This is a genomic window from Acidocella sp., assembly GCF_035535915.1.
Lineage (GTDB): Bacteria > Pseudomonadota > Alphaproteobacteria > Acetobacterales > Acetobacteraceae > Acidocella.
In genome coordinates this window covers 13,758-36,540 of record NZ_DATLPB010000095.1, presented here as the reverse complement: position 1 = coordinate 36,540, position 22,783 = coordinate 13,758, and the positions used below count along the sequence as shown (strand labels likewise).

General features: G+C 63.9%; 26 protein-coding genes. 21 read left to right on the top strand and 5 right to left on the bottom strand.

From position 1 onward, the window contains the following. The first annotated feature begins 18 nt into the window (after positions 1-18). The 3 genes from VNC39_RS17470 to VNC39_RS12680 are packed head-to-tail and all read left to right on the top strand — an operon-like array spanning position 19 to position 2,849. A complete protein-coding gene (locus VNC39_RS17470; protein ID WP_408840695.1) occupies positions 19-171 on the top strand; it encodes a hypothetical protein in 153 nt (50 codons plus the stop codon). Beyond that, a complete protein-coding gene (gene fumC, locus VNC39_RS12685) occupies positions 168-1,574 on the top strand; it encodes a class II fumarate hydratase (protein WP_325399759.1) in 1,407 nt (468 codons plus the stop codon). The genes VNC39_RS17470 and fumC overlap by 4 nt, the downstream gene beginning before the upstream one ends. Before the next feature lie 12 nt (positions 1,575-1,586). Continuing rightward, positions 1,587-2,849 (top strand): threonine/serine ThrE exporter family protein, encoded by a 1,263-nt coding sequence (locus VNC39_RS12680; RefSeq protein ID WP_325399757.1) that lies wholly within the window; start codon positions 1,587-1,589, stop codon positions 2,847-2,849. A gap of 145 nt (positions 2,850-2,994) precedes the next feature. On the opposite strand, the gene VNC39_RS12675 is transcribed toward VNC39_RS12680, so the two are convergent. Further along, a complete protein-coding gene (locus VNC39_RS12675; RefSeq protein ID WP_325399756.1) occupies positions 2,995-3,474 on the bottom strand; it encodes a DUF192 domain-containing protein in 480 nt (159 codons plus the stop codon). A gap of 126 nt (positions 3,475-3,600) precedes the next feature. Here VNC39_RS12675 and VNC39_RS12670 point away from each other — a divergent pair, with 126 nt between their 5' ends. The 11 genes from VNC39_RS12670 to phnN all read left to right on the top strand — a co-directional run bounded on the left by VNC39_RS12670 (position 3,601) and on the right by phnN (position 12,721). After that, positions 3,601-4,992, top strand: coding sequence for an ArnT family glycosyltransferase (locus VNC39_RS12670; RefSeq protein ID WP_325399754.1), 1,392 nt, complete (start codon positions 3,601-3,603; stop codon positions 4,990-4,992). A gap of 254 nt (positions 4,993-5,246) precedes the next feature. Beyond that, positions 5,247-5,921 carry a DapH/DapD/GlmU-related protein gene (locus VNC39_RS12665; RefSeq protein ID WP_325399753.1) on the top strand — a complete coding sequence of 225 codons (675 nt, stop codon included), beginning with the start codon at positions 5,247-5,249 and terminating at the stop codon, positions 5,919-5,921. Positions 5,922-5,931: 10 nt separating this feature from the next. Continuing rightward, positions 5,932-6,390, top strand: coding sequence for a phosphonate C-P lyase system protein PhnG (gene phnG / locus VNC39_RS12660; RefSeq protein ID WP_325399751.1), 459 nt, complete (start codon positions 5,932-5,934; stop codon positions 6,388-6,390). Then, the gene (gene phnH, locus VNC39_RS12655; RefSeq protein WP_325399749.1) at positions 6,387-6,953 is read left to right on the top strand and encodes a phosphonate C-P lyase system protein PhnH; all 567 of its coding nucleotides are present in this window, start codon (positions 6,387-6,389) and stop codon (positions 6,951-6,953) included. The genes phnG and phnH overlap by 4 nt, the downstream gene beginning before the upstream one ends. Further along, complete coding sequence (locus VNC39_RS12650; protein WP_325399747.1) at positions 6,954-8,093, top strand: carbon-phosphorus lyase complex subunit PhnI; 1,140 nt, start codon at positions 6,954-6,956, stop codon at positions 8,091-8,093. It abuts the gene before it with no gap. After that, positions 8,090-8,923 carry an alpha-D-ribose 1-methylphosphonate 5-phosphate C-P-lyase PhnJ gene (locus tag VNC39_RS12645; RefSeq protein ID WP_325399745.1) on the top strand — a complete coding sequence of 278 codons (834 nt, stop codon included), beginning with the start codon at positions 8,090-8,092 and terminating at the stop codon, positions 8,921-8,923. Before VNC39_RS12650 ends, VNC39_RS12645 begins: the two co-directional genes overlap by 4 nt. Further along, positions 8,920-9,684, top strand: coding sequence for a phosphonate C-P lyase system protein PhnK (gene phnK / locus VNC39_RS12640; RefSeq protein WP_325399743.1), 765 nt, complete (start codon positions 8,920-8,922; stop codon positions 9,682-9,684). The genes VNC39_RS12645 and phnK overlap by 4 nt, the downstream gene beginning before the upstream one ends. Continuing rightward, the gene (gene phnL, locus VNC39_RS12635) at positions 9,681-10,421 is read left to right on the top strand and encodes a phosphonate C-P lyase system protein PhnL (protein ID WP_325399741.1); all 741 of its coding nucleotides are present in this window, start codon (positions 9,681-9,683) and stop codon (positions 10,419-10,421) included. The genes phnK and phnL overlap by 4 nt, the downstream gene beginning before the upstream one ends. Next, positions 10,418-11,536 carry an alpha-D-ribose 1-methylphosphonate 5-triphosphate diphosphatase gene (locus VNC39_RS12630; RefSeq protein WP_325399739.1) on the top strand — a complete coding sequence of 373 codons (1,119 nt, stop codon included), beginning with the start codon at positions 10,418-10,420 and terminating at the stop codon, positions 11,534-11,536. Before phnL ends, VNC39_RS12630 begins: the two co-directional genes overlap by 4 nt. Beyond that, positions 11,529-12,194 (top strand): DUF1045 domain-containing protein, encoded by a 666-nt coding sequence (locus VNC39_RS12625; protein ID WP_325399737.1) that lies wholly within the window; start codon positions 11,529-11,531, stop codon positions 12,192-12,194. The genes VNC39_RS12630 and VNC39_RS12625 overlap by 8 nt, the downstream gene beginning before the upstream one ends. Next, positions 12,191-12,721, top strand: a complete 531-nt coding sequence (phnN, locus tag VNC39_RS12620) for a phosphonate metabolism protein/1,5-bisphosphokinase (PRPP-forming) PhnN (protein ID WP_325399735.1) — start codon at positions 12,191-12,193, stop codon at positions 12,719-12,721. Before VNC39_RS12625 ends, phnN begins: the two co-directional genes overlap by 4 nt. 146 nt (positions 12,722-12,867) lie before the next feature. Here the strand turns inward: phnN and VNC39_RS12615 are convergent, their stop codons facing one another. Then, positions 12,868-13,983, bottom strand: a complete 1,116-nt coding sequence (locus tag VNC39_RS12615) for an alpha-D-ribose 1-methylphosphonate 5-triphosphate diphosphatase (RefSeq protein WP_325399733.1) — start codon at positions 13,981-13,983, stop codon at positions 12,868-12,870. Continuing rightward, a complete protein-coding gene (gene phnF, locus VNC39_RS12610; RefSeq protein WP_325399731.1) occupies positions 13,983-14,720 on the bottom strand; it encodes a phosphonate metabolism transcriptional regulator PhnF in 738 nt (245 codons plus the stop codon). The genes VNC39_RS12615 and phnF overlap by 1 nt, the downstream gene beginning before the upstream one ends. 157 nt (positions 14,721-14,877) lie before the next feature. Between phnF and VNC39_RS12605 the strand changes: the two genes are divergently transcribed. From VNC39_RS12605 to phnE, 3 genes are read left to right on the top strand one after another with little or no spacing between them, the layout of a single operon-like run. Then, on the top strand, positions 14,878-15,768 hold the full coding sequence (locus tag VNC39_RS12605; RefSeq protein ID WP_325399729.1) for a phosphate/phosphite/phosphonate ABC transporter substrate-binding protein: 891 nt from the start codon (positions 14,878-14,880) through the stop codon (positions 15,766-15,768). A 10-nt stretch (positions 15,769-15,778) separates the two neighbouring features. Next, the gene (phnC, locus tag VNC39_RS12600; RefSeq protein ID WP_325399791.1) at positions 15,779-16,528 is read left to right on the top strand and encodes a phosphonate ABC transporter ATP-binding protein; all 750 of its coding nucleotides are present in this window, start codon (positions 15,779-15,781) and stop codon (positions 16,526-16,528) included. Next, entirely contained in the window at positions 16,525-17,346 is an 822-nt protein-coding gene (phnE, locus tag VNC39_RS12595) for a phosphonate ABC transporter, permease protein PhnE (RefSeq protein ID WP_325399727.1), read from the top strand. The genes phnC and phnE overlap by 4 nt, the downstream gene beginning before the upstream one ends. Positions 17,347-17,560: 214 nt before the next feature. Here phnE and VNC39_RS12590 read toward each other — a convergent pair whose 3' ends face one another. Then, positions 17,561-18,163 carry a YjbE family putative metal transport protein gene (locus VNC39_RS12590; RefSeq protein WP_325399725.1) on the bottom strand — a complete coding sequence of 201 codons (603 nt, stop codon included), beginning with the start codon at positions 18,161-18,163 and terminating at the stop codon, positions 17,561-17,563. Between the two features lie 97 nt (positions 18,164-18,260). On the opposite strand from VNC39_RS12590, the gene purB reads away from it, so the two are divergent. From purB to mctP, 4 genes are all read left to right on the top strand, one after another. Continuing rightward, positions 18,261-19,595, top strand: a complete 1,335-nt coding sequence (gene purB / locus VNC39_RS12585) for an adenylosuccinate lyase (protein WP_325399723.1) — start codon at positions 18,261-18,263, stop codon at positions 19,593-19,595. Between the two features lie 16 nt (positions 19,596-19,611). Beyond that, positions 19,612-20,307: an NRDE family protein gene (locus tag VNC39_RS12580; RefSeq protein ID WP_325399721.1), complete on the top strand. Its 696-nt coding sequence runs from the start codon at positions 19,612-19,614 to the stop codon at positions 20,305-20,307. Between the two features lie 134 nt (positions 20,308-20,441). Further along, on the top strand, positions 20,442-20,627 hold the full coding sequence (locus tag VNC39_RS12575; protein ID WP_325399720.1) for a DUF3311 domain-containing protein: 186 nt from the start codon (positions 20,442-20,444) through the stop codon (positions 20,625-20,627). Continuing rightward, positions 20,624-22,147, top strand: coding sequence for a monocarboxylate uptake permease MctP (mctP, locus tag VNC39_RS12570; RefSeq protein WP_325399718.1), 1,524 nt, complete (start codon positions 20,624-20,626; stop codon positions 22,145-22,147). The genes VNC39_RS12575 and mctP overlap by 4 nt, the downstream gene beginning before the upstream one ends. Before the next feature lie 159 nt (positions 22,148-22,306). Here mctP and VNC39_RS12565 read toward each other — a convergent pair whose 3' ends face one another. Next, complete coding sequence (locus VNC39_RS12565) at positions 22,307-22,750, bottom strand: hypothetical protein (protein ID WP_325399716.1); 444 nt, start codon at positions 22,748-22,750, stop codon at positions 22,307-22,309. Positions 22,751-22,783 lie beyond the last annotated feature (33 nt).

The window sequence follows — 22,783 nt, the reverse complement described above, 5'->3', positions numbered from 1 at the left end:
AGCTCCAAGGAGTGGTCCATGAAAATCCGGCTTTTCGATCCCTGCTTTAGCGGCGCATTTTTCCCTGAGGCCGGCATCGCGACACTCGAACGCCTCGAGCGGTTCGGCCACGATGGCTTACCGCAGGCACAGCGGGAGGCATATTCAACATTTCTGGAGACAAATCGATGAGCGAAGTTCGCACGGAAACGGACAGCCTGGGGAAAGTCGAAGTTCCAGCCGACAAACTGTGGGGCGCACAGACCCAGCGTTCCCTCGAGCATTTCAGCATCGGGCATGATCTGATCCCGCGGGAAATGATCACCGCCTACGCGTTTTTAAAAAAAGGCGCGGCCAACGCGAACCATGCGGGCAAGCGCCTCGACGACAAGACGCATGGTCTGATTCTCCAGGCCTGCGACGAGATCCTGGCCGGACAGCATCATGAGATGTTTCCGCTGCATGTGTGGATGACGGGCAGCGGCACCCAGTTCAACATGAACATGAACGAGGTGATCTCCAATCGCTGCTGCCAGTTGGCCGGCACGGCGCTCGGGAGCAAAACGCCGGTCCATCCCAACGACCATGTCAACATGTCGCAATCGTCCAACGACACCTTCCCCTCGGCAATGTACATCGCCGCGGCGATGAGCACGGTTCAGCGGCTGATCCCCGCGGTGAAGGCACTGCACGACGCCATCGCCACCAAGGCCGCTTCGTGGGACGACATCATCAAAATCGGCCGCACCCATATGCAGGACGCCACGCCGATCACGCTTGGCCAGGAATGGTCCGGCTATGCCGGGATGCTTGCGGATAATCTCGGACGCATTCAGGACGCGCTGAAGGATGTGTATCACCTGGCGTTGGGCGGCACCGCGGTCGGCACCGGGATCAACGCGGCGCCCGGCTTCGCCGAAGAGGCCGCCGCCGAAATCGCCACGCTCACCGGCCTGCCTTTTGTCAGCGCGCCGAATAAATTCACGGTGCAGGGCGCGCATGACGCGCTCGTGCAACTCTCCGGCACGTTCCGCACTTTGGCCGTATCGCTCTATAAAATCGGCAATGACATACGCCTGATGTCCTGCGGCCCGCGCGCGGGCTTTGCCGAATTGATGATCCCGGAAAACGAACCCGGCTCCTCCATCATGCCCGGTAAGGTCAACCCGACACAAGCCGAAGCGCTTACCATGGTCGCCGTACAGGTCATGGCGAATGACGTGGCCGTCGGCCTCGGCGGCGCCGGCGGGTATCTGGAGATGAATGTCTACAAACCGTTGGTCATCCATAATGTCATTCATTCCATCACGATCATGACAGACGGATGCACGAATTTCCGAAAATTCCTGATCGAGGGCACAGAGCCGAATCTCAAGCGGATCGACGAATACGTCACCCGGTCGCTGATGCTGGTGACCGCGCTCGCGCCCGTCATCGGCTACGATAAAGCCTCCCAGATCGCGCATCATGCATCGGATCATGATCTCACGCTAAAGGAAGCGGCGCTGAAGCTTGGCTTCGTCACGGCGGAAGAGTTCGACCGGATCGTCGATCCCCGCAAAATGGTTAAGCCCTACGTTGCCACAGACCATTAATCGAACGTGCCGATGAGAGACGACGGCAAGGTCGCGGGCAGTCCAGAGACTCTCCTCCTGCAGAGCGCCGAACTCCTGTTCACGGATGGCCAGACAACGGAACGGATGGTCGACGCGCTGGCGCGGCTCGGCGCGGCATTGGGCTTTCGCACCACCACCGTGCTGCCCCGCTGGGGCGAGCTGATGATTCACGTGGATGGTGCCGCCGGCACGCGGCAGCTCATCAGCGCCGCCAGACCGGCGGGCATACATATGGGCAAGGTCGCCGCGACGATGATCGCGATCGATGCAAGCTGCGCCGGGCAGATCGATGCACCGGCGCTGGCCTCAAGGCTCGCGGCGATCTCGAAATACCCACCCGCCTCTCTGTTCCGTTTCACTTTGGCGTCGACGGCGGGCGCCTTGGCGCTCGCGGTCATTTTCGGCGCGGCCCATCTGCTCAGCTACCTTCTCATCGCCCTCAGTGCCGGCGCCGGGGCGGTGCTGCGCCGTTGGCTGGCGAAGCTGAGCGAAAACCTCTATGTGCAACCCTTTTGTGCCGCCCTGCTCGCCGGTGTCATCGGCGCGATTGCCATCCAGTTTCAGCTCAGTACGGCGGCACGTCTGATCGCGGTTTGTCCCTGTATGATCCTTGTGCCGGGCCCGCATCTGCTGAACGGCATGCTGGATCTCGCGCGCGGCCGCGTGGCGCTTGGCGCCGCCCGGATGATCTATGCAAGCGTGATCATCCTCATGATCTGTACCGGGCTTCTCTTGGGGCTCGCGCTCGGGGGAGAATCGCTGCCCGTTACCGGCCCCAGCCAGCCCGTCGCCCTTGTCTACGATGTCCTCGCCGCAGGCGTCGCCGTCTCGGCTTATGGGACATTCTTTTCAATGTCCTGGCGCACGCTTCCTGTTCCGATCCTGATGGGCATGTTCGCCCACGCTACAAGATGGGTCATGCTGTCGGTGGCCGGCGCCAGCGTCGAGGCCGGTGCGTTTGTCGCGTGCCTGATCGTCGGGACTCTCGCCACACCCATCGCCGCGCGCTTGCGATTTCCGTTCGCGGCCTTGGCGTTCGCTTCCGTGGTATCGCTCATCCCCGGTGTGGCCCTGTTTCGCATGGCCGGCGGATTGGTCGCTCTGATGACGCGCGGCGCAGACGTGCCTCTCAGCCTGCTCACCGGCACGATCACGGATGGCATGACGGCGGTTGTCACGCTTGTGGCCATGGCGTTCGGCCTCATTATGCCGAAGCTTTTCATCAGCTGCTTCCTGCCGAATTTTACTAGGTAAGAAAGCAGCCGCTTTTTGAAAAAAGCGGCGCAAAAACTTTTGTTACGCTGGGCCTGAGGCTGTGTCGGCGCCAACGCCCATGGCCCAGCGTAAATAAAGTTTTTTTGCTACTTTTTGTTCACAAAAAGTAGCGCTTTCTTTTTGCTTAGCTCCCGCCCAGTTGCTTGGCGGTCACCAGATCGCCGACATTGATATCCTCGGCGGCGGTAATGCCGCCTTGCAGTTCCAGCGTGGCGATCACCGGCACGCCGCTGGAAATCGGCCGCAAGCTATAGGGCACGGTGTCATTGGCAATTGCTTTGATTTTGTGGTCCGGCCCGATGAACACCATGTCCAGCGGCACGATGGTGTTCTTCATCCACATGTCCGAGACCTGCGGCTGCGGCCAGGGGAAGAGCATGCCGGTATCGGCCGGGACCGAGGTGCGGAACATCAGCCCGGTATCCTGCTGCTGCGTGGTCAGCGCCGTTTCCACGGTGAAGACGTAGCTCTTGCCGTTGTCTGCGGCGATGGTGAGCGTTTCCGTCGGCAGTTTCGGCTGCGGCCCTGTGGGGTCGTCGGTCTGGGCGCACGCCATCCCGGCCGCCGCCATCGCCGCCACCAGACCCAAAGCAAGACTCTTCATAAATCCCCCATTCGCTTCATCTCGTCGCGCCGAGCGCCGGCAAATTGTAGCCGCCGCGGCCGCGCACGGCCAGCCTCCCGCCCGCGCGCCATGGACAAAACCAGGCGCGGCTGCGATCACCGTCGGGTGACGATACGACGCCTTCCCTCCTGGCCGATCGCGCTGTTGTTCTTCGCGGCAACCCTGCTCAGCCGCATTCCCACCTTTGCGCAATCCGTCCTCGACTGGGACGAGAGCCTGTATTTCCTCATGGCCCAGCAATGGCGCCACGGCCACCTGCCCTACACGACCATCTGGGACAATAAGCCGATCGGCATCTATGCCATTTTCGCCGTTGCCCAAACGGCGTTCGGCGACCGGGTCGCTTCCATCCGCCTCGCCATGGTGCTGTGCGTCAGCCTGCTGACCTTTGTCGTGTTCCGGATCACGCGGGCTTTGACCGACGACGACGCGGCCGGGCTCGTCGCGGGCGCGGCGCTGATTCTCTGCTCGCTGAGCAATGACGGGCTCTCTTCCAACACCGAGCTGTTCATGGCCTGCTGCACCGCCCTAGCGGTGTGGGTGAGCCTGACCACGGAGCGGGCGTTTCTCGTCGGGTTGCTGCTCGGCGCGGCATTCATGATCAAATATGTCTCGATCTTCGAGACGCCGGCGATTTTCTTTTTTTTCCTCATCCGGCACCGGCGGCCCGAAGCCGGCGTGCGGATGATCCTGGGGGCCGCCCTGCCTTTGGCGCTCGCCGCCCTGCTCTATGCCGCGCACGGGCAGCTTGGCTTATGGTGGGAAACCAGTATCGCCTCGAATTTCCGGCGCGTCGATGCGCCTTTCACCGCCCAGGCGTTCGACTACGCGCTGCATATGGAGTTGCTGCGCTGGGGCACGCTGTACCTGGCCGGGTTGGCGCTGCTGGTCCTGGCCGCCGCCCGGCGGCGCGCCGACGATCTCTTCCTGGCCGCCTGGCTGCTCGGCGGGGCGGTCGGCGTGGTCGCGGCGAAGTCCTTCTACGACCATTATTTTCTGCAAATCCTGCCGGTTCTGTGCGTGATCCTCGGCGTTCTGTTCGCGCGGCTGGGGCGCACCGCCTGGGTCCGCGCCGGCTTTGTCGCGGCCGCACTCGCCTTGCCGGCCTGGGCGGCTAAAACCGCGATCGGCCATATCCTGGCCCCTGACATTCCGGGCGAAATCGGCGCGGCCCTGAAAGACCAGCCGGGCAGCCTCTATGTGTTCGACACGCAGCCGATCATTTACGCCCTCGCCGGCAAAACCCCGCCGACGCGCTTCGTGCTCCCCTCGGAGCTGATTGGGCGGTCGCTGCCGCGCGTGGCGGGGGACGATCCGGTCGCCGAAATCCAGCGCATTCTCGCCGCTGCGCCGGACTTCATCGTCCGCCGCAGCGACCCGGAGACGAATCCCGCCATCATCAACCCTGATGTCTATGCGGAAGTGAATGCCGCTCTCGCGGCGCATTACCGTTTGTGGCAAAGCTATCCGGGGATTGTCGTGTTTCAACGGAAGTAAGGAAGCAGCCGCTTTTTGAAAAAAGCGGCGCAAAAACTTTTACGATGCTGGGCCATGGGCGTTGCGCTGACACAGCCTCAGACCCAGCATAACAAAGTTTTTTTGCTACTTTTTGTTCACAAAAAGTAGCGCTTCCCTTCCCTCACCTTCGTTATGCTGCCGCGATGTCATCGACCCTTCACAGAACCGCCACGAAATCGACCGCGTTAGTCATCTAGATCACTTCCGTCACGAAGTCCCACGGAAGGTTATGCATGGCGGCCGCCCCAACAGAGTATATCGATCCGGACAGCGCCAAGCGCGCCAAGCTTTCCGACGCCCCGGCGATCGACCCGACCGCGCAAATCCGCGACACTGTGTTCGGCCGTTTCAACGAAATCGGCCCCCGCACCCGCGTGGCTGAATCGGTGCTCGGCGACTATGCCTATATCGCGCACGACACGGACATCATCTATTCCGAGATCGGCAAATTCTGCTCGATCGCCGCGCAGGTGCGCATCAACCCCGGCAATCACCCCATCGAACGGGCCGCGCTCAACCATTTCACCTATCGCGCCAGCAAGTTCGGCCTGGGCCCCGATGAGCCCGGCTTCTTCGACTGGCGCCGCAGCGACCGCGTGACGATCGGCCAGGACGTATGGATCGGCCATGGCGCGACCATCATGGCCGGAATCACCATCGGCTGCGGCGCGATCGTCGGCGCCGGCGCAGTGGTCACCAAGGATGTGCCGGATTTCGCCATCGTCGGCGGTGTGCCGGCGAAGCCGATCCGCTTCCGCTTCGCGCCGGACATCTGCGCGCAGCTCAAAAAAATCGCCTGGTGGGACTGGTCTCACGCCCAGCTCGCCGCCGCGCTGATGGATTTTCGCAACCTGCCCATCGAAAAATTCTGCGCCCGTTACCTTGACCACGCCCCTCTAACAGAATAGATGTCTAGACATGTTTGACGCTCCCTCCTCCCTCTCGCCGCGCCAGATCTGGCTCGGCCTTCTGGCGCGCGCCAGCCGTGAGCGGCTGATGCAATTGCTGGACTCCGCCCCGCCGTTGCCGGGCTTTGAACGCCTGCGCGAGCCCGAATGCGGCATGGCCATGATTCGCGGCCGCATGGGCGGCAATGGCGCCCCGTTCAATCTGGGCGAAATGACCATCACCCGCTGCTCGATTCGCGACGAGGCCGGCCGCGTCGGCCACGGCTACGCCGCCGGACACGACCTCGAGCAGGTCGAGTTGGTGGCGCGGCTGGATGCCGTGCTGCAGGACGAAGTCCTGTTCGGCGCGTACGACCAGGCGGTGCTGCAACCGCTGGCGCAGGCGCAGGCCGCGCGCCGCCTCGAGACCGAGGCGCGGGCGAAGGCCACGGAAGTTAAATTCTTCACTTTGGCGACAATGCGCTCATGAAATATTTCGCTCCCGGTTTCGCGTCCCCGACGGACGCCCAAGGCTGCTTTCGCGGCATTCTTCAGGCCCTCAGCACGCCCGGCGTGGTCGTGCCTTTCACCCGGCCGGTCGGCCCGCCGCCCGGACTTTCCGCCGCCGCCGCCTCGGTGCTGCTGACGCTGACCGATTCGAGCGTGTCCGCCAGCCTGCCCGAAGGCGACGACGCGGCGCGGGACTGGCTGGTCTTCCATGCCGGCGTGCGGCTGGCCGCGCCCGACGCGGCGGATTTCGTCCTGGCCCGCGACCATTTAGACCTGCGCCAGCTCCGCCAGGGCACGGATGACGCGCCGGAGGATGGCGCCACTTTGGTTCTCGACGTCGCCTCTTTGGAAGCCGGCCGGCTTTATCGGCTGACCGGGCCCGGCATCGAAACCGAGCGGCGCGTGATGCTGCCGCTCGCCGACGGGTTCGTGACAGCCTGGCGCCAACAGGCACAGACCGCGCCGCGCGGCGTCGATGTCATTTTCTGCCACGAAGCACGCATTCTGGGGCTGCCGCGCAGCCTGAAGATCGAGGAGATTTAGATGGCGTATGTAGCCGTCAAAGGCGGAGAGGCCGCCATTTCCGCCGCGCATTCCTGGCTCGCCGAAGCGCGCCGGGGCGCGCGCGACGTGCCGGCTTTGGAGCTGGCGCAAATCAAGGAACAGCTCAGCCGCGCCGTCGACCGCGTGATGGCGGAAGGCGCACTGTACGACCGCGACCTCGCCGCGCTCGCCATCGCCCAGGCGCAGGGCGACCTGATCGAGGCCGCGTTTTTGCTGCGCGCCTATCGCACCACCCTGCCCCGGCTGATCGACACCGACCCGGTGGACACCGGCGCGATGCTGATCTCCCGCCGCGTCTCGGCGATCTTCAAGGATCTGCCGGGTGGCCAGCGCCTGGGGCCGACCACGGACTACACCCACCGGCTGCTCGATTTCAGCCTGGAAACCGCGGGCGCCGCGCCCGCTCCGGTGCCGGCCGCCGCGGTCGAGAGCATCGAAAAAATGCCGCGCGTGACCGACCTGCTCGGCGCCGAATCGCTGATCGAAAACGACCCGTCCGGCGATGAGACGCCGCGCGACCTGACCATGGAGCCGGTGGAACACCCGGCGCCGCGCGATGTGCGCCTGCAAGGGCTGGCGCGCGGCGATGAAGGGTTCCTTCTCGCCCTCGGCTATTCGACCCAGCGCGGCTACGGCCAGAACCATCCGTTTGTCGGCGAGTTGCGCGTCGGCGAGGTGCCGGTGAGCATCGTGCCGCCGGAGCTCGGCTTCGCCATCGAGATCGGCGACGTGATGCTGACAGAGTGTCAGATGGTCAACCAGTTCGGCGGCAGCAAAACCGCGCCGCCGCAATTCACCCGCGGCTACGGGCTGTGCTTCGGCCATGCCGACCGCAAGGCGATGGCGATGTCGCTGGTCGACCGGGCGATGCGCGCGGCGGAACTCGGCGAAGACGCCTCCGCGCCGGCGCAGAGCGTGGAATTCGTGCTGTCGCACTGCGACAATATCGAGGCGACCGGCTTCGTCGAGCATTTGAAGCTGCCGCACCATGTGGATTTCCAGAGCGAGCTGGAAACGATCCGTGCCATGCGCGCCGAGGCGCGCGAGACTTTGAAACGCGCCGAGGCGCTCGGCGCCCTGAAACGAGACGAGACCAAGCGTGAAAGCGAGACGCCATGAAGGGCTATAATTTCGCCTATCTGGACGAACAGACCAAGCGGATGATCCGCCGCGCGATCCTCAAGGCGGTCGCCATTCCCGGACACCAGATCCCCTTCGCGAGCCGGGAGATGCCTTTGCCTTACGGCTGGGGCACCGGCGGCATCCAGGTGACCTCCGCGATCATCGGCCCGGATGACGTGCTGAAAGTCATCGACCAGGGCGCCGACGACACCACCAATGCGGTGTCGATCCGCGGGTTTTTCGGCCGCGTGGCCGGCGTGCGCACCACCACGCACACCGCCGAGGCCAGCGTCATCCAGACCCGCCACCGGATTCCGGAAACCTTGCTGCGCCCCGACCAGATCCTGGTCTATCAGGTGCCGCAGCCCGAGCCGCTCTACAAGCTTGAGCCCAGCCGCGCCGCGACCCGCCGCCGCCACGCGCTGGCGGAATATGGCGAGATGCATGTGCGCCTGTATGAGGACATCACGCGCTTCGGCCGCGTCGCCACCGCCTATGACCATCCGGTGATGGTGAACCAGCGTTACCTGATGTCGCCTTCCCCCATTCCGGCCTTCGACAACCCGAAAATGCACCGCATGCCGGCGCTGCAGCTGTTCGGCGCCGGGCGCGAGAAGCGCATCTACGCCGTGCCGCCTTACACGGATGTCCGCTCGCTGGATTTCGAGGATCACCCGTTCCATCCCGGCCGCGCGCCGCATTGCTGCGAGCTGTGCGGGAGCACGACGAGCTATCTCGACGAGATCATCATCGATGACAAAGGCGGCAAGATGTTCGCCTGCTCGGACACGGATTATTGCGAATCGAACCGGAGTGACGCGGCGTGAATTTGCTCGAAGCCAGACATCTCAACAAACAGTTCGGCCGCGTGACGGCGCTGGACGATGTTTCGATCGGCCTGCGGCGGCACGAAATTCTCGCCATCGTCGGTGAAAGCGGTTCGGGCAAAACCACGCTGCTGAACACGCTGGCCGGCAACATCACGACCGATTCCGGCGCGGTGTATTACGACCGCGGCGAGGGTTTGTCGCCGATCTCTGCCCTCGGCGAATTGGGGCTGCGCCGGCTGCAGCGGGCGCAATGGGGCTTCATTCAGCAGGACCCGCGCCGGGCGCTGCGCCTGAACGTGACCGCCGGCGGCAATATCGGCGAGCGGCTGATGGCCGGCGGCGCGCAGCATTACGGCAATATCCGTGAGGTCGCGGCGCAATGGCTGGCGGCAGTGGAAATCGACCCCTCGCGGATCGACGATTATCCCAAGCATTTCTCCGGCGGCATGATGCAGCGTTTGCAGATCGCCGCCACTTTGGTGACCGAGCCGGAACTCGTGTTCATGGACGAGCCCACCGGCGGCCTCGACGTCTCGGTTCAGGCCCGCATCCTCGACCTGATCCGCAGCCTGGTGAAGCGCCTCGGCCTGGCCGTGGTGCTGGTCACCCATGATATCGGCGTGGCCCGACTATTGGCCGACCGGCTGGTGGTGATGCGCCGCGGCCAGATCGTCGAAACTGGCCTCACCGATCAGGTGCTGGACGACCCACATCACGAATACACGCAACTCCTGGTTTCCTCGGTGCTGCCGACATGAGCGACATCCTCATCCAAGCCAACCGGCTTTCCAAAACCTTCACGCTGCATCTGCAGGCCGGCACGCAGCTCGACGTACTGCACGACACCTCGCTGACCGTGCGCGCGGGAACCTGCGTGGCCCTGGCCGGCCCCTCGGGCACCGGCAAATCCACGCTGCTGCGCAGCCTGTACGGCAATTATCTGGTCGATGAGGGCGAAATCCTGGTCCGCCATGAGGGCAGGATGATCGACCTGACCAAGGCCCCGCCGGCGGAGATCATTGAAATCCGTCGCACCACGCTCGGCTATGTCTCGCAGTTTCTGCGCGCCATTCCGCGCGTCACGGCGCTGGACGTCGTCGCCGGCGCCCTCACCGACCGCGGCACCGAGCTCACCCAGGCCCGCGCCCGGGCGGCGACCATGCTGGAGCGGCTGGGGATCGGCCCGCGCCTGCACGGCCTGCCGCCGGCGACCTTCTCGGGCGGCGAGCAGCAGCGCGTGAACCTGGCCCGCGCCTTCGTGTGCGACTGGCCGATCATGCTGCTCGACGAGCCCACCGCCTCGCTCGATAACGCGAATCGTGACATTGTCATCGAGCTGATGCGCGAGGCGAAGGCCCGAGGCTCCGCGCTGGTTGGTATTTTTCACGACGTGTTCGTACGTGATGCGATCGCCGACGCCGTTTTGGCTCTGGAACCTGTTTCGAAAATGCGCGATGTCAGCTCGACGGCGCTCAAGAATGAGGAAGTGGCATGACTAGCCTGACCAACGCCCAGATCGTCCTGCCGGATGGTATTCTGCCGGGAAGCCTGACGATCGAGAACGGCCGCATCGCAGCACTCGGCGATGCACCGGCGGGCGAGAACCTGGCCGGCGATTTCCTGATCCCCGGCATCATCGATCTGCACACCGATAATCTCGAACGCCAGGTTCTGCCGCGCAGCAACGCGCGCTGGCCCTCCCGCTCGGCGATGCTGGCGCATGACGCGCAATGCGCGGCGGCCGGCGTCACCACCGTGTTCGATGCGCTCTGTCTGGGCGATATCGGCTTCGCCAAGGCCCGCACCGAGACGTTCAAGGACGGCTATAACGATCTGCGCGAGCTGACCGAAGCGGGGATGCTGAAAACCGACCATTTCCTGCATCTGCGCTGCGAATTGCCGGCGCCGGAAATGCCGGAACTGCTCGAGCTTGCCATCGATGACGAGCTGGTCCGGCTGATCTCGGTCATGGACCACAGCCCCGGCAACGGGCAATATTCGGACATTGAGCGCTACCGCGACATGCGCGTGAAAGAAGGTTACGCGCTCGCCAAAGTCGATGAGATGTTCCTGAAACTCCAGGAGAACCATCGCACCTATCACCCCCCGCACCGCGCACTGGTGCTCGAGGCGGCGCGGAAGCGGGGAATTCCGGTGGCCGCGCACGACGACCGCACCGAAGCGGAAGTGGCGCGCAACCATGAGGAAGGCATCACCATTTCCGAATTCCCCGTCTCCCTCGAGGCTGCCCGCGCTGCGCGGGGCTTGGGCATGCACATCATCGCCGGCGCGCCCAACATCGTCCGCGGCGGGTCGCATTCGGGGAACATCGCCGTCACGGATCTGATCCGCGCCGGGGCGCTGAATGCGCTGGCCTCCGATTACGTGCCGGCCGCCATGCTGGAAGCCGCCTTCCGCGTGGTGGCGCAAGGGTTGCTGTCCCTGCCCCAGGCGATCGCCTTGATCACTTCGGGCCCGGCCGACATCGCCGGCCTCGCCGATCGCGGCCGGATCGAAACCGGATTGCGCGCCGACCTCGTGCAGGTGCGCCTGTTCAACGGCACGCCAGTGATTCGCGCCGTGTGGCATGGGGGCAAGCGCATTGCCTGAGCCGTATCGCGTCGCTCTGTACTACGCGCCCGAGGCGGATGACCCGCTTTGGGCGCGCGGTTGTTCGTGGCTCGGTTACGACCCGGCGACAGGCGGCGACCTGAAGCAGCCCGACATTGCCGGCATTGCGGCGCAGGTGACCGAGCCGAGGCGCTACGGGTTTCACGCCACCCTGAAACCGCCCATGCAGCTCACGGCGCCGTTCGAACGCTTCCTGGACGAGACGAGACATGTCTGTCGCGACCTCAAGCCGTTCGCGATGCCCCGCCTGGACGTGACCTTGCTCGGCCGCTTCATCGCGCTGTGCCCCAGCGCCGCATCGCCGGAATTGCACGCTTTGGCCGATGCCTGCGTCGCATCGCTCGATGCTTACAGGCGGCCTGAAGACGAAGCCGCGCAGGCGCGCCGTGCGGCCGGGCGCACCGACTCGCAGCGCCGCAACGTCGCGAAGTGGGGCTACCCGTTCGTGATGGAGGATTGGCGCTTTCACATGACGCTGAGCAACCCCAGCGCCGACGAACGGCTGATGGATGCCGCCAGGCAACATTTTTCCGAGGCCCTTTCACTGCCGCGCCGCGTGGCGAGCGTCGCGGTTTTTGTCGAACCGGCCGCGGGCGAAGCATTTCATCTTTTTGAACGGATCGGATTCGGCGCATGACCCAAGGCAATCTCGTTCTCGTCGTCGGCCCTTCGGGCGCCGGCAAGGATACGCTGCTGAATCTGGCCCGCGCGCATTTCGCGGTGCGTGAGGATGTGGTGTTTCAGCGCCGCGTGATCACCCGCCCGGCGGATAAGACGGAAGACCATGAGCCGGTCACCGACATGGAATTTGCGAGCCGCGATTTTGCGCTGTCCTGGCACGCTCACGGCCTGCGCTACGGCATCCCACTCGACCTCGAGACCAAGCTGGAAGCCGGCAAAACCGTGATCGTCAATGTTTCGCGCACCATCATCGCCGGCGCGCGACTGCGCTTCCGCACCTTCGTGGTCGAGATCACCGCCTCGCCGGATGTCCTCGAAGCGCGGCTGGCCGGGCGCGGGCGCGAAAGCTCCGCCGACATCGCCACCCGCGTCGCCCGCACCGTGACGCCGGTCAAGCCGGATTCGGTGATCGTCAATGACGGCTTGCCCGCTGAGGCGGGACAGCAGCTGATTTCAATTCTTGAAGCGCTGACGAAGAAGTAAGGAAGCGGCCGCTTTTTAAAAAAAGCGGCGCAAAAATTTTTTTATGCTGGGCCACGGGCGTCGTCGCCGATAAAGCCCATGGCCCAGAGTCAATAAAGTTTTTTTGCTTCTTTTTGTTCACAAAAAGAAGCGCTTTCTTTCCTTACTTACCTTGTTCTAATTCTCTCCAGCGCATCCGGCGCGACATAAGCGAGTTTTCCGTTCGCGATCGTTGCGACGATCCGCGGCAGCGGACCGGGCTCGACGAGCACGATGTCGCCGCGTTGTCCGACCGTGAGCTCTCCGCGATCCTTCAGCCTGGCCATGCGGGCGGCATTTTTCGTGACCAGCGCTACGGAGTCCTCAAAGCTGGCGCTGCCGTTGCGCGCCAGGCGGTAAACCGCGTGCAGCAGCGAGGGATAATGGTAATCCGAACAGATCACTGAGCAGCAGCCCATCTTCACCAGATCTTCGGCGCCGTGCCAACCTGTATGCGAACCGCCGCGCACGACGTTCGGCGCGCCCATGACGGTCGGTTCGTAGTTGGCGACGGCATATTTCGCGACCTCGACCGTAGTCGGGAATTCGGAAATGTCCGCACCCACCGCGCGGAACACATCGCGCTCTTCCGGGGAACCATCGTCATGGCTGGCCATCGGGATGCCGGCCTTCCGCGCCACAGCGGCGAGCCGCGCCCGGCCCGCTTCGATCTGCTCCTGCGTCACCGCGGCGGAACGTTGCACGTCGGTTGCGAACGCCTCGTAAGTCTGCCCGGCGCGCTCGACCATTTTCGCCACCGCAGCCGGCTTCGGCAGCTTCTTCAAAATGCTCGGCGTGTGGTTGTTGAAGGACAGCATTTTGATGTGGCCGGCTTCGATATCCGCCACCACCATGTCCAGGCAATCGAGATTGGTTTCCTCGAAACGCACGTGCAGCTTCAGGTCCGGCACCGCGCCGGCGGGACGCGCCAGCACCGCGTCGCGCAGCATCTTGTAGGTTGCGGCCGAGCGAAGCCCCGCCTCCCACGACAAGGTAATCGCCAGATAGGCCGTGGTGACGCCGGCGGCCAGCAACTGCGCCTCCAGCTCGGCCAAGGCAATGCCCACCGGCAGATAGACGCCGGGGCGCGCCGCGATGGCGCGTTCGAACGCATCGCCGTGCACGTCAATGAAACCGGGCAGAATGTCCAGCCCGCTCGCGTCGATCTCGACCTGTGCCGGCCCGGGCACGGCGATGATGCCGCCAGTGATACGCGGGCCATTTTTAATCAGAATATCAGTCATCACGCCTCAAACACCAGTTGTACGCGCGGCGCCGGATAACAGGTGGTGCAGTATTCAACCACCTCTCCATCCGGCGTCGCATTTAAAGCTTCGCAGGTCAGCAGCGCGTCCGTGCGCGCCATACGCAGCAAGCGGGCTTCCCGGACGTCAGGCATGCGGGCACAGACGCGGGTCCACTGGCGCGTATAATCGGTTACGCCCACTTCCGCCAAAGCCGCCGTGATCGAAGGGTTTTGCCGCAGGGCTTCTTTGATGCCGGGATAATGCGATGCCGGGAAAACATGCCGCGAGAGCGCGACAGGCCGATCATCGGCTGCGCCCAACCGTTCCAGAAGCACAATTTTCTCATCGGGCTGGAGCCGCAAAGCCTGTCCGGCCGCCTCGGCCTCGGGAAGCGATCCGAGCGTCACTTCCTCGATCGTGAGAATCTCGCCGATCGGCTCTCGCTTGTAGCTGCGGATCCATTCGCTGAATCGCGGCCGTTTGCCGATGCGGTAATCCATCACGTCTTCGGTGACGAAAGACCCACGCCCGTGCTCGGTCCGGATGATGCGGGCATCGGACAATTCTTCAAGCGCGCGGCGGATCGTGTGCCGGTTGACCTCGTATTGCGCGGCGAATTGCGCCTCGGTCGGCAGCTTTTCACCTTTATGGTAGACGCCGTTTTCGATGTCGCGCGCCACTTCGCCCGCGATCTGGCTCCACAGCGCCTCGCCTTTTTTCCATTCGATTGTCATCGCCTCTCACATGCCGATCAACCGCAGATTTGTCTAGATGTTTATGTGAGTCATAAAAACTTCATCGATCCGCAAAAACTTTGTCGCTAAACGCCGTTAAGGAAAGCGCCGTCGGGGAACCGACACACCGGCACGCAACAAGGAACAAGTTTCACCCATGAAGAAAATCGCTCTGGCCGCGCTCGGCTTGGCTTTTGCCGCATCCGCGACCCCCGCTCTGGCGGCTGATTACTGCCCTGCGGGCGGCTCCATCCGTTTCGGCGTCGAACCCTATGAATCCAACGCGATCCTGACGCCGATCTATAACAAGATCGGCCAGTTGATCAGCGCCGAGGTGGGCTGCCCCGTGCAGATCTACATCGCGACCTCCTATAACGCGGAGATCGAGGCGATGCGCGCCGGCAAGCTGGAAATGGGCCAGTTCGGTCCGCTCGGCTATGTGCTGGCCCATCAGGTCGCCCATGCTCAGGCGATCGCCACCGTGGCCGACGCCAACGGCAACCCGTCCACCTACACCGCCTCCATCGCCACCTGGCCCGGCTCGGGCATCACCACGCTGGCGCAGGTCAAGGGCCACACTTTCGCCTATTCCGACCCTGCCTCCACCTCCGGCCATTTGTTCCCGGCCTACGCGCTGGAATCGGCTGGCATCGATCCGAACAAGGGCGTCATCCCGCTTTATTCCGGTTCGCATACCGCCAGCTATGAAACGCTGCTCAACCACAAGGTCCAGGCTGGCGAAATGAACAGCCAGGTGATCCAGGCGGCGGCGCTGGCCGGCAACTACGATCCGAAGAATTTCGTCGTGCTGTGGCAGTCCAAGCCGATCCCGCTGGATCCGATCACGATCTATGGCAAGCTGAACCCGGTCCTGAAGGCCAAGGTCATCGCGGCCGTGCAGCATCTCAAGCTCACCAACCTGACCCCGGCGGAACAGAAGGTTCTCGGCACGCCGTCCGGCGAGCTGGTTCCCCAAACCGACGCTTCCTACAACCAGATCCGTTCGCTGGTGCATGTGCTGCACATCGATCTGTCGAAGCTGAGCTGAAGTGACGTCAATGCAGATCGAGGCGAAAAACCTCGGCATGCGTTACGCAACCGGAAGGCTGGCGCTGCAAAGCGCCAGCTTTACGGTCTCTGCGGGCGAGTTTGCCGTGATTCTGGGCGCCAACGGCAGTGGCAAGTCCACCATGATGCGGATCATCGCCGGCATCACCAAACCCACCGAGGGCGCGGTGCGGCTGGCCGGGCAGGACATCACCACCCTCACCGGCCGCGACCTGGCCAAAGCCCGCATGGGGCTGGGCATGGTGTTCCAGCACGCCAATCTCGTGAAACGCCGCAGTGTGATTGCCAACGTGGTTTGCGGCACTCTGGGGCGCCATCGCAGCCTGGCAACGTCTCTGGGCATTCTGCCGAAAGGCGAATTTGGCCATGCCATGCAGTGCCTCGAACGGGTCGGCCTGACCAAATTCGCCCACCAGCGCGCCAGCACGCTGTCCGGCGGCCAAGCGCAACGCGCCTCCATCGCCCGGGCGCTGGCGCAGCGCCCGCACGCCCTGCTCGCCGACGAACCGATCGCCAGCCTCGACCCCGAAGCCTCCGAGGAAGTCATGCGGCTGTTGCGCCAACTCGCGAAGGACGAAGGGATGGCCGTGCTCGCCGTGCTGCACCAGCCCGAACTCGCGCGCCGTTACGCCGACCGGCTGCTCGGCCTGCGCAAAGGCGTCATCGCCTTCGCGGATGCGCCGGCCAACGTGTCGGACGACGAAATCGACAGCCTCTATGAAGGATTCCACCCGGCATGAACTCACAGCACACCGATGCCATGGCCCTGCCCGCCCCTGCGCTGGCACGTTCATCGTCCTTCGGCGGCCCGATCGTGAAAATCATCATCGGCATCTTCCTGCTGCTGGTGCTGGTCCAGGCGCTGTACGTGGTGCAGGCGCAGCCCGGCGAACTGATCACCGGCGTGCACGGCATGGCGAACCTCATCTCCCGCTCGCTGCCGCCCAACGTCTCGAATCTGCAATCGCAGCTCTGGCCGGCGCTGGAAACCGTCGATATCGGTATTTTCGGCACGTTCTTTGCGGTGCTTCTGGCCGTGCCGCTGGCCATTCTGGCCGCGCGCAACACCACGCCGGCGCGGCCAGCCTATGTGTTCGCGCGCGGCCTGATCGCGATCTGCCGCTCGGTACCGGACCTGGTCTGGGCGCTGCTGTTCGTGACCGCGGTCGGCCTTGGCCCGTTTGCCGGCGCGCTGGCACTGATGATCCATTCGATCGGCATGCTGGGCCGCCTGACCGCGGAAGTGATCGAGGATATGGACATGGGCCCGATGGAAGCCCTGGCCTCGACCGGCGCCGGCCGCCTGCAGGTTTTCAGCCACGCGGTGGTGCCCACGGTGCTGCCTTCCATGCTCGGCATCGCGCTGTTCCGCCTGGATGAAAACATCCGCGCCTCGCTCGTGCTCGGCTTCGTCGGCGCCGGCGGCATCGGCTTCCAGCTGCTCACGGCGATGAACCTGTTCGATTATCCGACGGTTTCGACCCTGCTGGTGATGACCTTCATCATCGTCATGGGTGCGGAGCGCATGTCCGCCTGGCTGCGCCGGCGCATCGCCTGATTGTTCGCGTCAACTTTAAACGCCGGGATCGTGTTTGCGGTCCCGGCGTTTTTTTTGCCCGAGAGAAAGTAAGTGGCCGCTTTTTGAAAAAAGCGGCGCAAAAACTTTTATTATGCTGGGCCTGAGGCTGTGTCGCTGACAACGCCCATGACCCAGCATAACAAAGTTTTTTTGCTTCTTTTTGTTCACAAAAAGAAGCGCTTCCTTCCCTTCCCTAACGCTGCGGCAAATGCAGCAGCACCTCGCCGAGCCCGTCATGGATCATCGTGACGGCGACATAGAAAACGATCGCCAGCCCCACCCAGGCCAGCCAGCGGAACCGGTTCAGCAGCCGGGCAACCAGGCTGGCGGCCACCCCCATCAAGGCGACCGAAACCAGCAGGCCGGCCGCGAGGACCGCCGGATGGGCCCGCGCCGCCCCGGCCACGGCCAGCACGTTATCGAGGCTCATCGACACGTCCGCGACGATGATGCGCAGGATGGCGGTGCGCAGGCGGCCCGGCGGCGGCGATTCGGCGGCATGTGTCTCGGTCCGCCGCAATTCCCGGGCGGTTTTCCAGACCACCCATAACAGCAGCAATCCGCCCGCCAGGGTCAGGCCGATCAAGGCGAGAAGTTTCAGCGCGACGAGCCCGAACCCGACGCGGATGATGGTGGCGCCGGCGATCCCGAGCCAGATGGCGCGCTGGCGCTGCGCGGGCGGCAAACGGCTGACGGCAAGGCCGATGACCACGGCATTATCGCCGGCCAGAACCAGGTCGATGACCAGAACCTGGGCGAGGATCGGCCCCAGGGCAAGCAACGCATTGAAACTCATACCCCCTCGACTGGCCAGCCGCCGGCGTCTTGTCAACGCCGGCTTGGGGGGTTAGGCGAACCTGTCTTTCGCCCGTGTCTTTTTCAAGGAATGCGCCATGATCCCCCGCTATACGAGGCCGCAGGCCGCCGCCATCTGGTCGCCCGAGAACCGCTACCGGATCTGGTTTGAGATCGAGGCCCTCGCTTGCGAGGGGATGGCGTCGATCGGTGCCATCCCGGCCGAGGCTGCCGCGGTGATCCGTGAGCGCGGCGACGCCAAGCTGGCTGCCATCGGCCCCGCCGATGTCGAACGGATCGACGAAATCGAACGCGAGACGCGGCACGACGTGATCGCCTTCCTCACCTGGCTCGCCGAGGCGGTGGGGCCGGAAAGCCGCTTCGTCCATCAGGGCCTCACCTCCTCGGACGTTCTGGACACATGCCTTGCCGTGCAGCTCACCCAGGCGGCGGACCTGCTGCTGGCCGATCTGGACGGCGTGCTGGCGGCGCTGAAGAAGCGGGCCCTCGAGCACAAGCACACGCTGACCATCGGCCGCAGCCACGGCATCCATGCCGAGCCGACGAGCTTCGGCCTGAAGCTGGCCGGGCATTACGCGGAGTTCCGCCGCAACCGCGCCCGGCTGGAAATTGCGCGGCGGGAAATCGCCACCTGCGCCATTTCCGGCGCGGTCGGCACCTTCGCGCATGTCGACCCGGCGGTGGAAACCTATGTCGCCGCCAAGTTGGGCCTGGCCGTCGAGCCGGTCTCCACGCAAATCGTGCCGCGCGACCGCCACGCTGCCTTCTTCGCGACCCTTGGGGTCATCGCCTCGGGCATCGAGCGTCTGGCGACCGAGGTCCGGCATCTGCAACGCTCCGAAGTGCGCGAGGCCGAAGAGTTTTTCCATGCCGGGCAAAAGGGCTCGTCGGCGATGCCGCATAAGCGCAACCCCGTGCTCTCGGAGAATCTCAGCGGCCTGGCCCGGCTCGTGCGGTCCGCCGTCATCCCCGCCATGGAGAATGTCGCGCTGTGGCATGAGCGCGACATCAGCCACTCTTCCGTGGAGCGGGGCATCGGGCCGGACGCGACGGTGACGCTGGATTTCGCGCTGAGCCGCCTGGCTGGAATGATCGACAAGCTCACCATCTACCCCGAACAGATGCTGGCGAATCTCGAAAGCCTGGGCGGCGTCGTGCATTCGGGCGAGGTCCTGCTGGCGCTGACCAAGGCCGGCATTCTCCGCGAGGACGCCTATAAGATCGTCCAGCGCAACGCCATGGCGACATGGACGAAGCTGGGCAAGCAGGACGGCCGGGATTTCCGCGCCAATCTGCTGGCCGACCCTGAGGTCGCGGGGCGGATCTCCGCTGAGGTGATCGACGCGGCCATGGATTCCCGGCTGCATCTGGCGCAGTTGGACGTGATTTTCGACCGCGTTTTCCAAGACTGATCGGCGGCGCTCCGCCATGTGCTCGATCATTTTACGAACGGGTGCGGACGGGGTGCTGATCGGCGCCAACCGTGACGAGATGGTGGCGCGAAGCTGGGAGGGGCCGGCGGAATACTGGCCGGGGATCATCGGCGGCCGCGACCTGCTGGGTGGCGGAACATGGATGGCGCTCAACCGGCACGGCGTAATGGCGGCCATCCTGAACCGGCATGGCAGCCTCGGGCCGGCGCCCGGCAAGCGCAGCCGGGGGGAGTTGCCGCTCCTGGCGCTGCGGGAAACCAGCGCCGAAGCCGCGGCGGCGCGGCTGAGCCGGCTCGATGCCAGCACCTATCGCAGTTTCAATCTCGTACTCGCGGATTCGGGCGGCGCGTTTTTGCTCCGCGGGCTGGAACGCGGCGCCCCGGAACCCGTGACGCTGGCGCCCGGCACAATCATGCTTACCTCGGGCGAACCCAACGATCTGTCGCTGCCGCGCATCGCCCGGCATCTGCCGAAATTCACCAGCGCGGATTTCGCCCAATGGGGCGACCTGTTGGCCGATGATTCGCCGCCCTGGGAAAGTTCCCTCGACATTCCCGCGCGTAACGGGTTCGGCACGGTCTGTTCGTCCCTGTTGCGATTGGGCGGCAGCGCAGGCCCGCAATGGTGGTTCGCCGCCGGCGCGCCCCACGCCGCCTTGTTCACGCCCGTGCCGCTCTGGGACACGAAGTAACTTCCTCTCCTGGTCCGGCGTCCATGCTGTTTTCAATCGATATGTTCGATGAAAACCGCCGCCCGGCCCCTCCCACGAGCTTGTCAAAACGAAACAGAAGGTCTAACCGGACTTTCCGTTGCTCGGAGGTGCGTTTGGCTAAAATAATATTTCTTGTGGTCCTTGTGATCAATCTCGCCGTCCCGTTTTTCAACCGGACCGGCCCGGCCTTATTCGGCTTTCCCTTTTTCTACTGGTATCAAATGCTGGCCGTCCCGGTCTCCTCGCTGCTGATCTATGCGGTCTTCCGCGCCGAGGACCGCGAGGAGACTGAAGAATGACCTACCCGGTTGCAACAATTGTCTTTGTGGCGCTGATCGCCTTCGTTATCGTGCTTGGTTTTGTCGCCGGCCGCTGGAAGGCCGGCAATATGGACAGTATCGAGGAATGGGGGCTTGGCGGCCGGCGCTTCGGCACCTTGATCTCTTGGTTCCTGATCGGCGGCGACACCTATACCGCCTATACCTTCATCGCCATTCCCGCGCTGATGTTCGGCGCCGGCGCGATCGGATTTTTTGCCGTCCCCTACACGGTGGTCTGCTACCCGATCCTGTTTCTGGTGTTTCCGAAACTCTGGAAGGTGGCGCGCAATCACGGCTATATTACCGGTCCGGAGTTCGTCCGCGGCCGCTATGGCAATCGTTGGCTGGCGCTGGCCATCGGCGTGACCGGCATCATCGCCACCATGCCCTATATCGCGCTGCAATTGATCGGCATGCAGACGATCATCGGCGCCCTCGGCATTCCCGGCCATATTCCGCTGATCGCCGCCTTCGCGGTGCTCGCGGCCTTCACCTATACCTCCGGCCTGCGGGCCCCGGCGATGATCTCGATCGTCAAGGACTCGCTGATCTATCTCACGGTGATCGTCGCCGTGATCGTCATTCCCACCGAATTGGGCGGCTTCAGCGCGATCTTCGCCCATGTGGCGCCCGCGAAGCTGATTCTGCCCACGCCGCCCGCCGGCAGCACCGGGGCTTACACCAGCTACGCCACGCTGGCCCTCGGTTCGGCCATGGCCCTGTTCCTTTACCCGCATACCACCACGGGCATTCTCAGCGCCTCCGGTCCGCGGGTGATCAAGCGCAACGCGGCGCTGCTGCCCGCCTACACGTTCGTGCTGGGCCTCCTGGCCTTGCTCGGCTTCATGGCGGTGGCCGCCGGCCTGGCGAAGATGCCGCAATTCGCCGCGGGCTTCGCGCAATACCATGCCAGCTTCGCGATTCCGGCGTTGATGCTCTATGCGTTCCCCGGCTGGTTCGCCGGCGTGGCATTCGCCGCCATCGCCATCGGCGCCCTGGTGCCGGCGGCGATCATGTCCATCGCGTCGGCGAACATCTTCACCCGCGACATCTACAAGCAGTTCGCGTCAGCCACGAGCCCCAGCACGGAGACGCTGATCGCAAAGCTCTTCTCCATCGTCATGGTCGTGGGCGCCGTGCTCTTCATCCTGGCGATCCCCAATACCTATGCCGTGCAGTTGCAACTGCTCGGGGGCATGTGGATCATCCAGACCTTCCCGGCGATCGCGTTCTCGGTGTTCACCCGCTTCTTCAACGGCTGGGCGCTGCTGATCGGCTGGGCCGTGGGGATCGTCAGCGCCACCTATCTGGCCGCGCTGAACCATCTGATGGGCGCAATCTGGGCCTTTCATATCCTCGGCTATACGGTCCCGAGCTATATCGCGTTCGCGACCGTCATCCTGAACGCCGTGATCGCGGCGGTGCTGAGCGTGCCGTTCAACGCCATCGCCTCCGACCGCGCGCGCGATGCCACCAAGGCGGCCGACTACGCCGCCTAATGAGGGGAAAGAAATAAGAAAGCGCTACTTTTTGTGAACAAAAAGTAGCAAAAAAACTTTGCTAACGCCGGGCCATGGGCAATGCCGCTGACAACGCCCATGGCCCGGCATAGTAAAAAGTTTTTGCGCCGCTTTTTTCAAAAAGCGGCTGCTTTCTTGTTAGAAAATCGAGTTGATCAGATCGTCGCCGATGGCAAAACCGGCGCCCATCGTGATCGCCCGGCCAAAGCCGGAATTCATCACCTCGCCCAGGATGCCGCCCCCTTGCTGCGGGTAACCGCCATAATTCTGCGGCGGGTACGGCATGTTCTGCGCGGGATACGGCATCGGCTGCGGCTGATTACCCCAGGGGCTCTGCTGCTGCATCCGGTTCTGGTTATCCATGAAATTGTGCAAAGCCTGCAGGAGGTTGGCCACCTGGTTCTGCTCGCTCTGAATGGCGAGCGCGATGCTCTTCAGGTCCAGGAGCCATTCCCGCGCATCCTGATTGCCGGCCTGCGCCGAACCCTGCAGCTTCATGGCCAGGGCGCGCAATTCCTGCACGGTCTGCTGGGATTGGGTCTGTAGCTGACTATACTGGTTGTCGATGGTCTGGATATCCATAGTGGCCCCTCCTTTGGGTCGATTATCAATATA

Bases quoted from the DNA above. Each gene is read 5' to 3' on its own strand.
- VNC39_RS17470 (WP_408840695.1), top strand. From the start codon at position 19: ATGAAAATCCGGCTTTTCGATCCCTGCTTTAGCGGCGCATTTTTCCCT.
- fumC (WP_325399759.1), top strand. From the start codon at position 168: ATGAGCGAAGTTCGCACGGAAACGGACAGCCTGGGGAAAGTCGAAGTT.
- VNC39_RS12680 (WP_325399757.1), top strand. From the start codon at position 1,587: ATGAGAGACGACGGCAAGGTCGCGGGCAGTCCAGAGACTCTCCTCCTG.
- VNC39_RS12675 (WP_325399756.1), bottom strand. From the start codon at position 3,474: ATGAAGAGTCTTGCTTTGGGTCTGGTGGCGGCGATGGCGGCGGCCGGG.
- VNC39_RS12665 (WP_325399753.1), top strand. From the start codon at position 5,247: ATGGCGGCCGCCCCAACAGAGTATATCGATCCGGACAGCGCCAAGCGC.
- phnG (WP_325399751.1), top strand. From the start codon at position 5,932: ATGTTTGACGCTCCCTCCTCCCTCTCGCCGCGCCAGATCTGGCTCGGC.
- phnH (WP_325399749.1), top strand. From the start codon at position 6,387: ATGAAATATTTCGCTCCCGGTTTCGCGTCCCCGACGGACGCCCAAGGC.
- VNC39_RS12650 (WP_325399747.1), top strand. From the start codon at position 6,954: ATGGCGTATGTAGCCGTCAAAGGCGGAGAGGCCGCCATTTCCGCCGCG.
- VNC39_RS12645 (WP_325399745.1), top strand. From the start codon at position 8,090: ATGAAGGGCTATAATTTCGCCTATCTGGACGAACAGACCAAGCGGATG.
- phnL (WP_325399741.1), top strand. From the start codon at position 9,681: ATGAGCGACATCCTCATCCAAGCCAACCGGCTTTCCAAAACCTTCACG.
- VNC39_RS12630 (WP_325399739.1), top strand. From the start codon at position 10,418: ATGACTAGCCTGACCAACGCCCAGATCGTCCTGCCGGATGGTATTCTG.
- phnN (WP_325399735.1), top strand. From the start codon at position 12,191: ATGACCCAAGGCAATCTCGTTCTCGTCGTCGGCCCTTCGGGCGCCGGC.
- VNC39_RS12615 (WP_325399733.1), bottom strand. From the start codon at position 13,983: ATGACTGATATTCTGATTAAAAATGGCCCGCGTATCACTGGCGGCATC.
- phnF (WP_325399731.1), bottom strand. From the start codon at position 14,720: ATGACAATCGAATGGAAAAAAGGCGAGGCGCTGTGGAGCCAGATCGCG.
- VNC39_RS12605 (WP_325399729.1), top strand. From the start codon at position 14,878: ATGAAGAAAATCGCTCTGGCCGCGCTCGGCTTGGCTTTTGCCGCATCC.
- phnC (WP_325399791.1), top strand. From the start codon at position 15,779: ATGCAGATCGAGGCGAAAAACCTCGGCATGCGTTACGCAACCGGAAGG.
- phnE (WP_325399727.1), top strand. From the start codon at position 16,525: ATGAACTCACAGCACACCGATGCCATGGCCCTGCCCGCCCCTGCGCTG.
- VNC39_RS12590 (WP_325399725.1), bottom strand. From the start codon at position 18,163: ATGAGTTTCAATGCGTTGCTTGCCCTGGGGCCGATCCTCGCCCAGGTT.
- purB (WP_325399723.1), top strand. From the start codon at position 18,261: ATGATCCCCCGCTATACGAGGCCGCAGGCCGCCGCCATCTGGTCGCCC.
- VNC39_RS12580 (WP_325399721.1), top strand. From the start codon at position 19,612: ATGTGCTCGATCATTTTACGAACGGGTGCGGACGGGGTGCTGATCGGC.
- mctP (WP_325399718.1), top strand. From the start codon at position 20,624: ATGACCTACCCGGTTGCAACAATTGTCTTTGTGGCGCTGATCGCCTTC.
- VNC39_RS12565 (WP_325399716.1), bottom strand. From the start codon at position 22,750: ATGGATATCCAGACCATCGACAACCAGTATAGTCAGCTACAGACCCAA.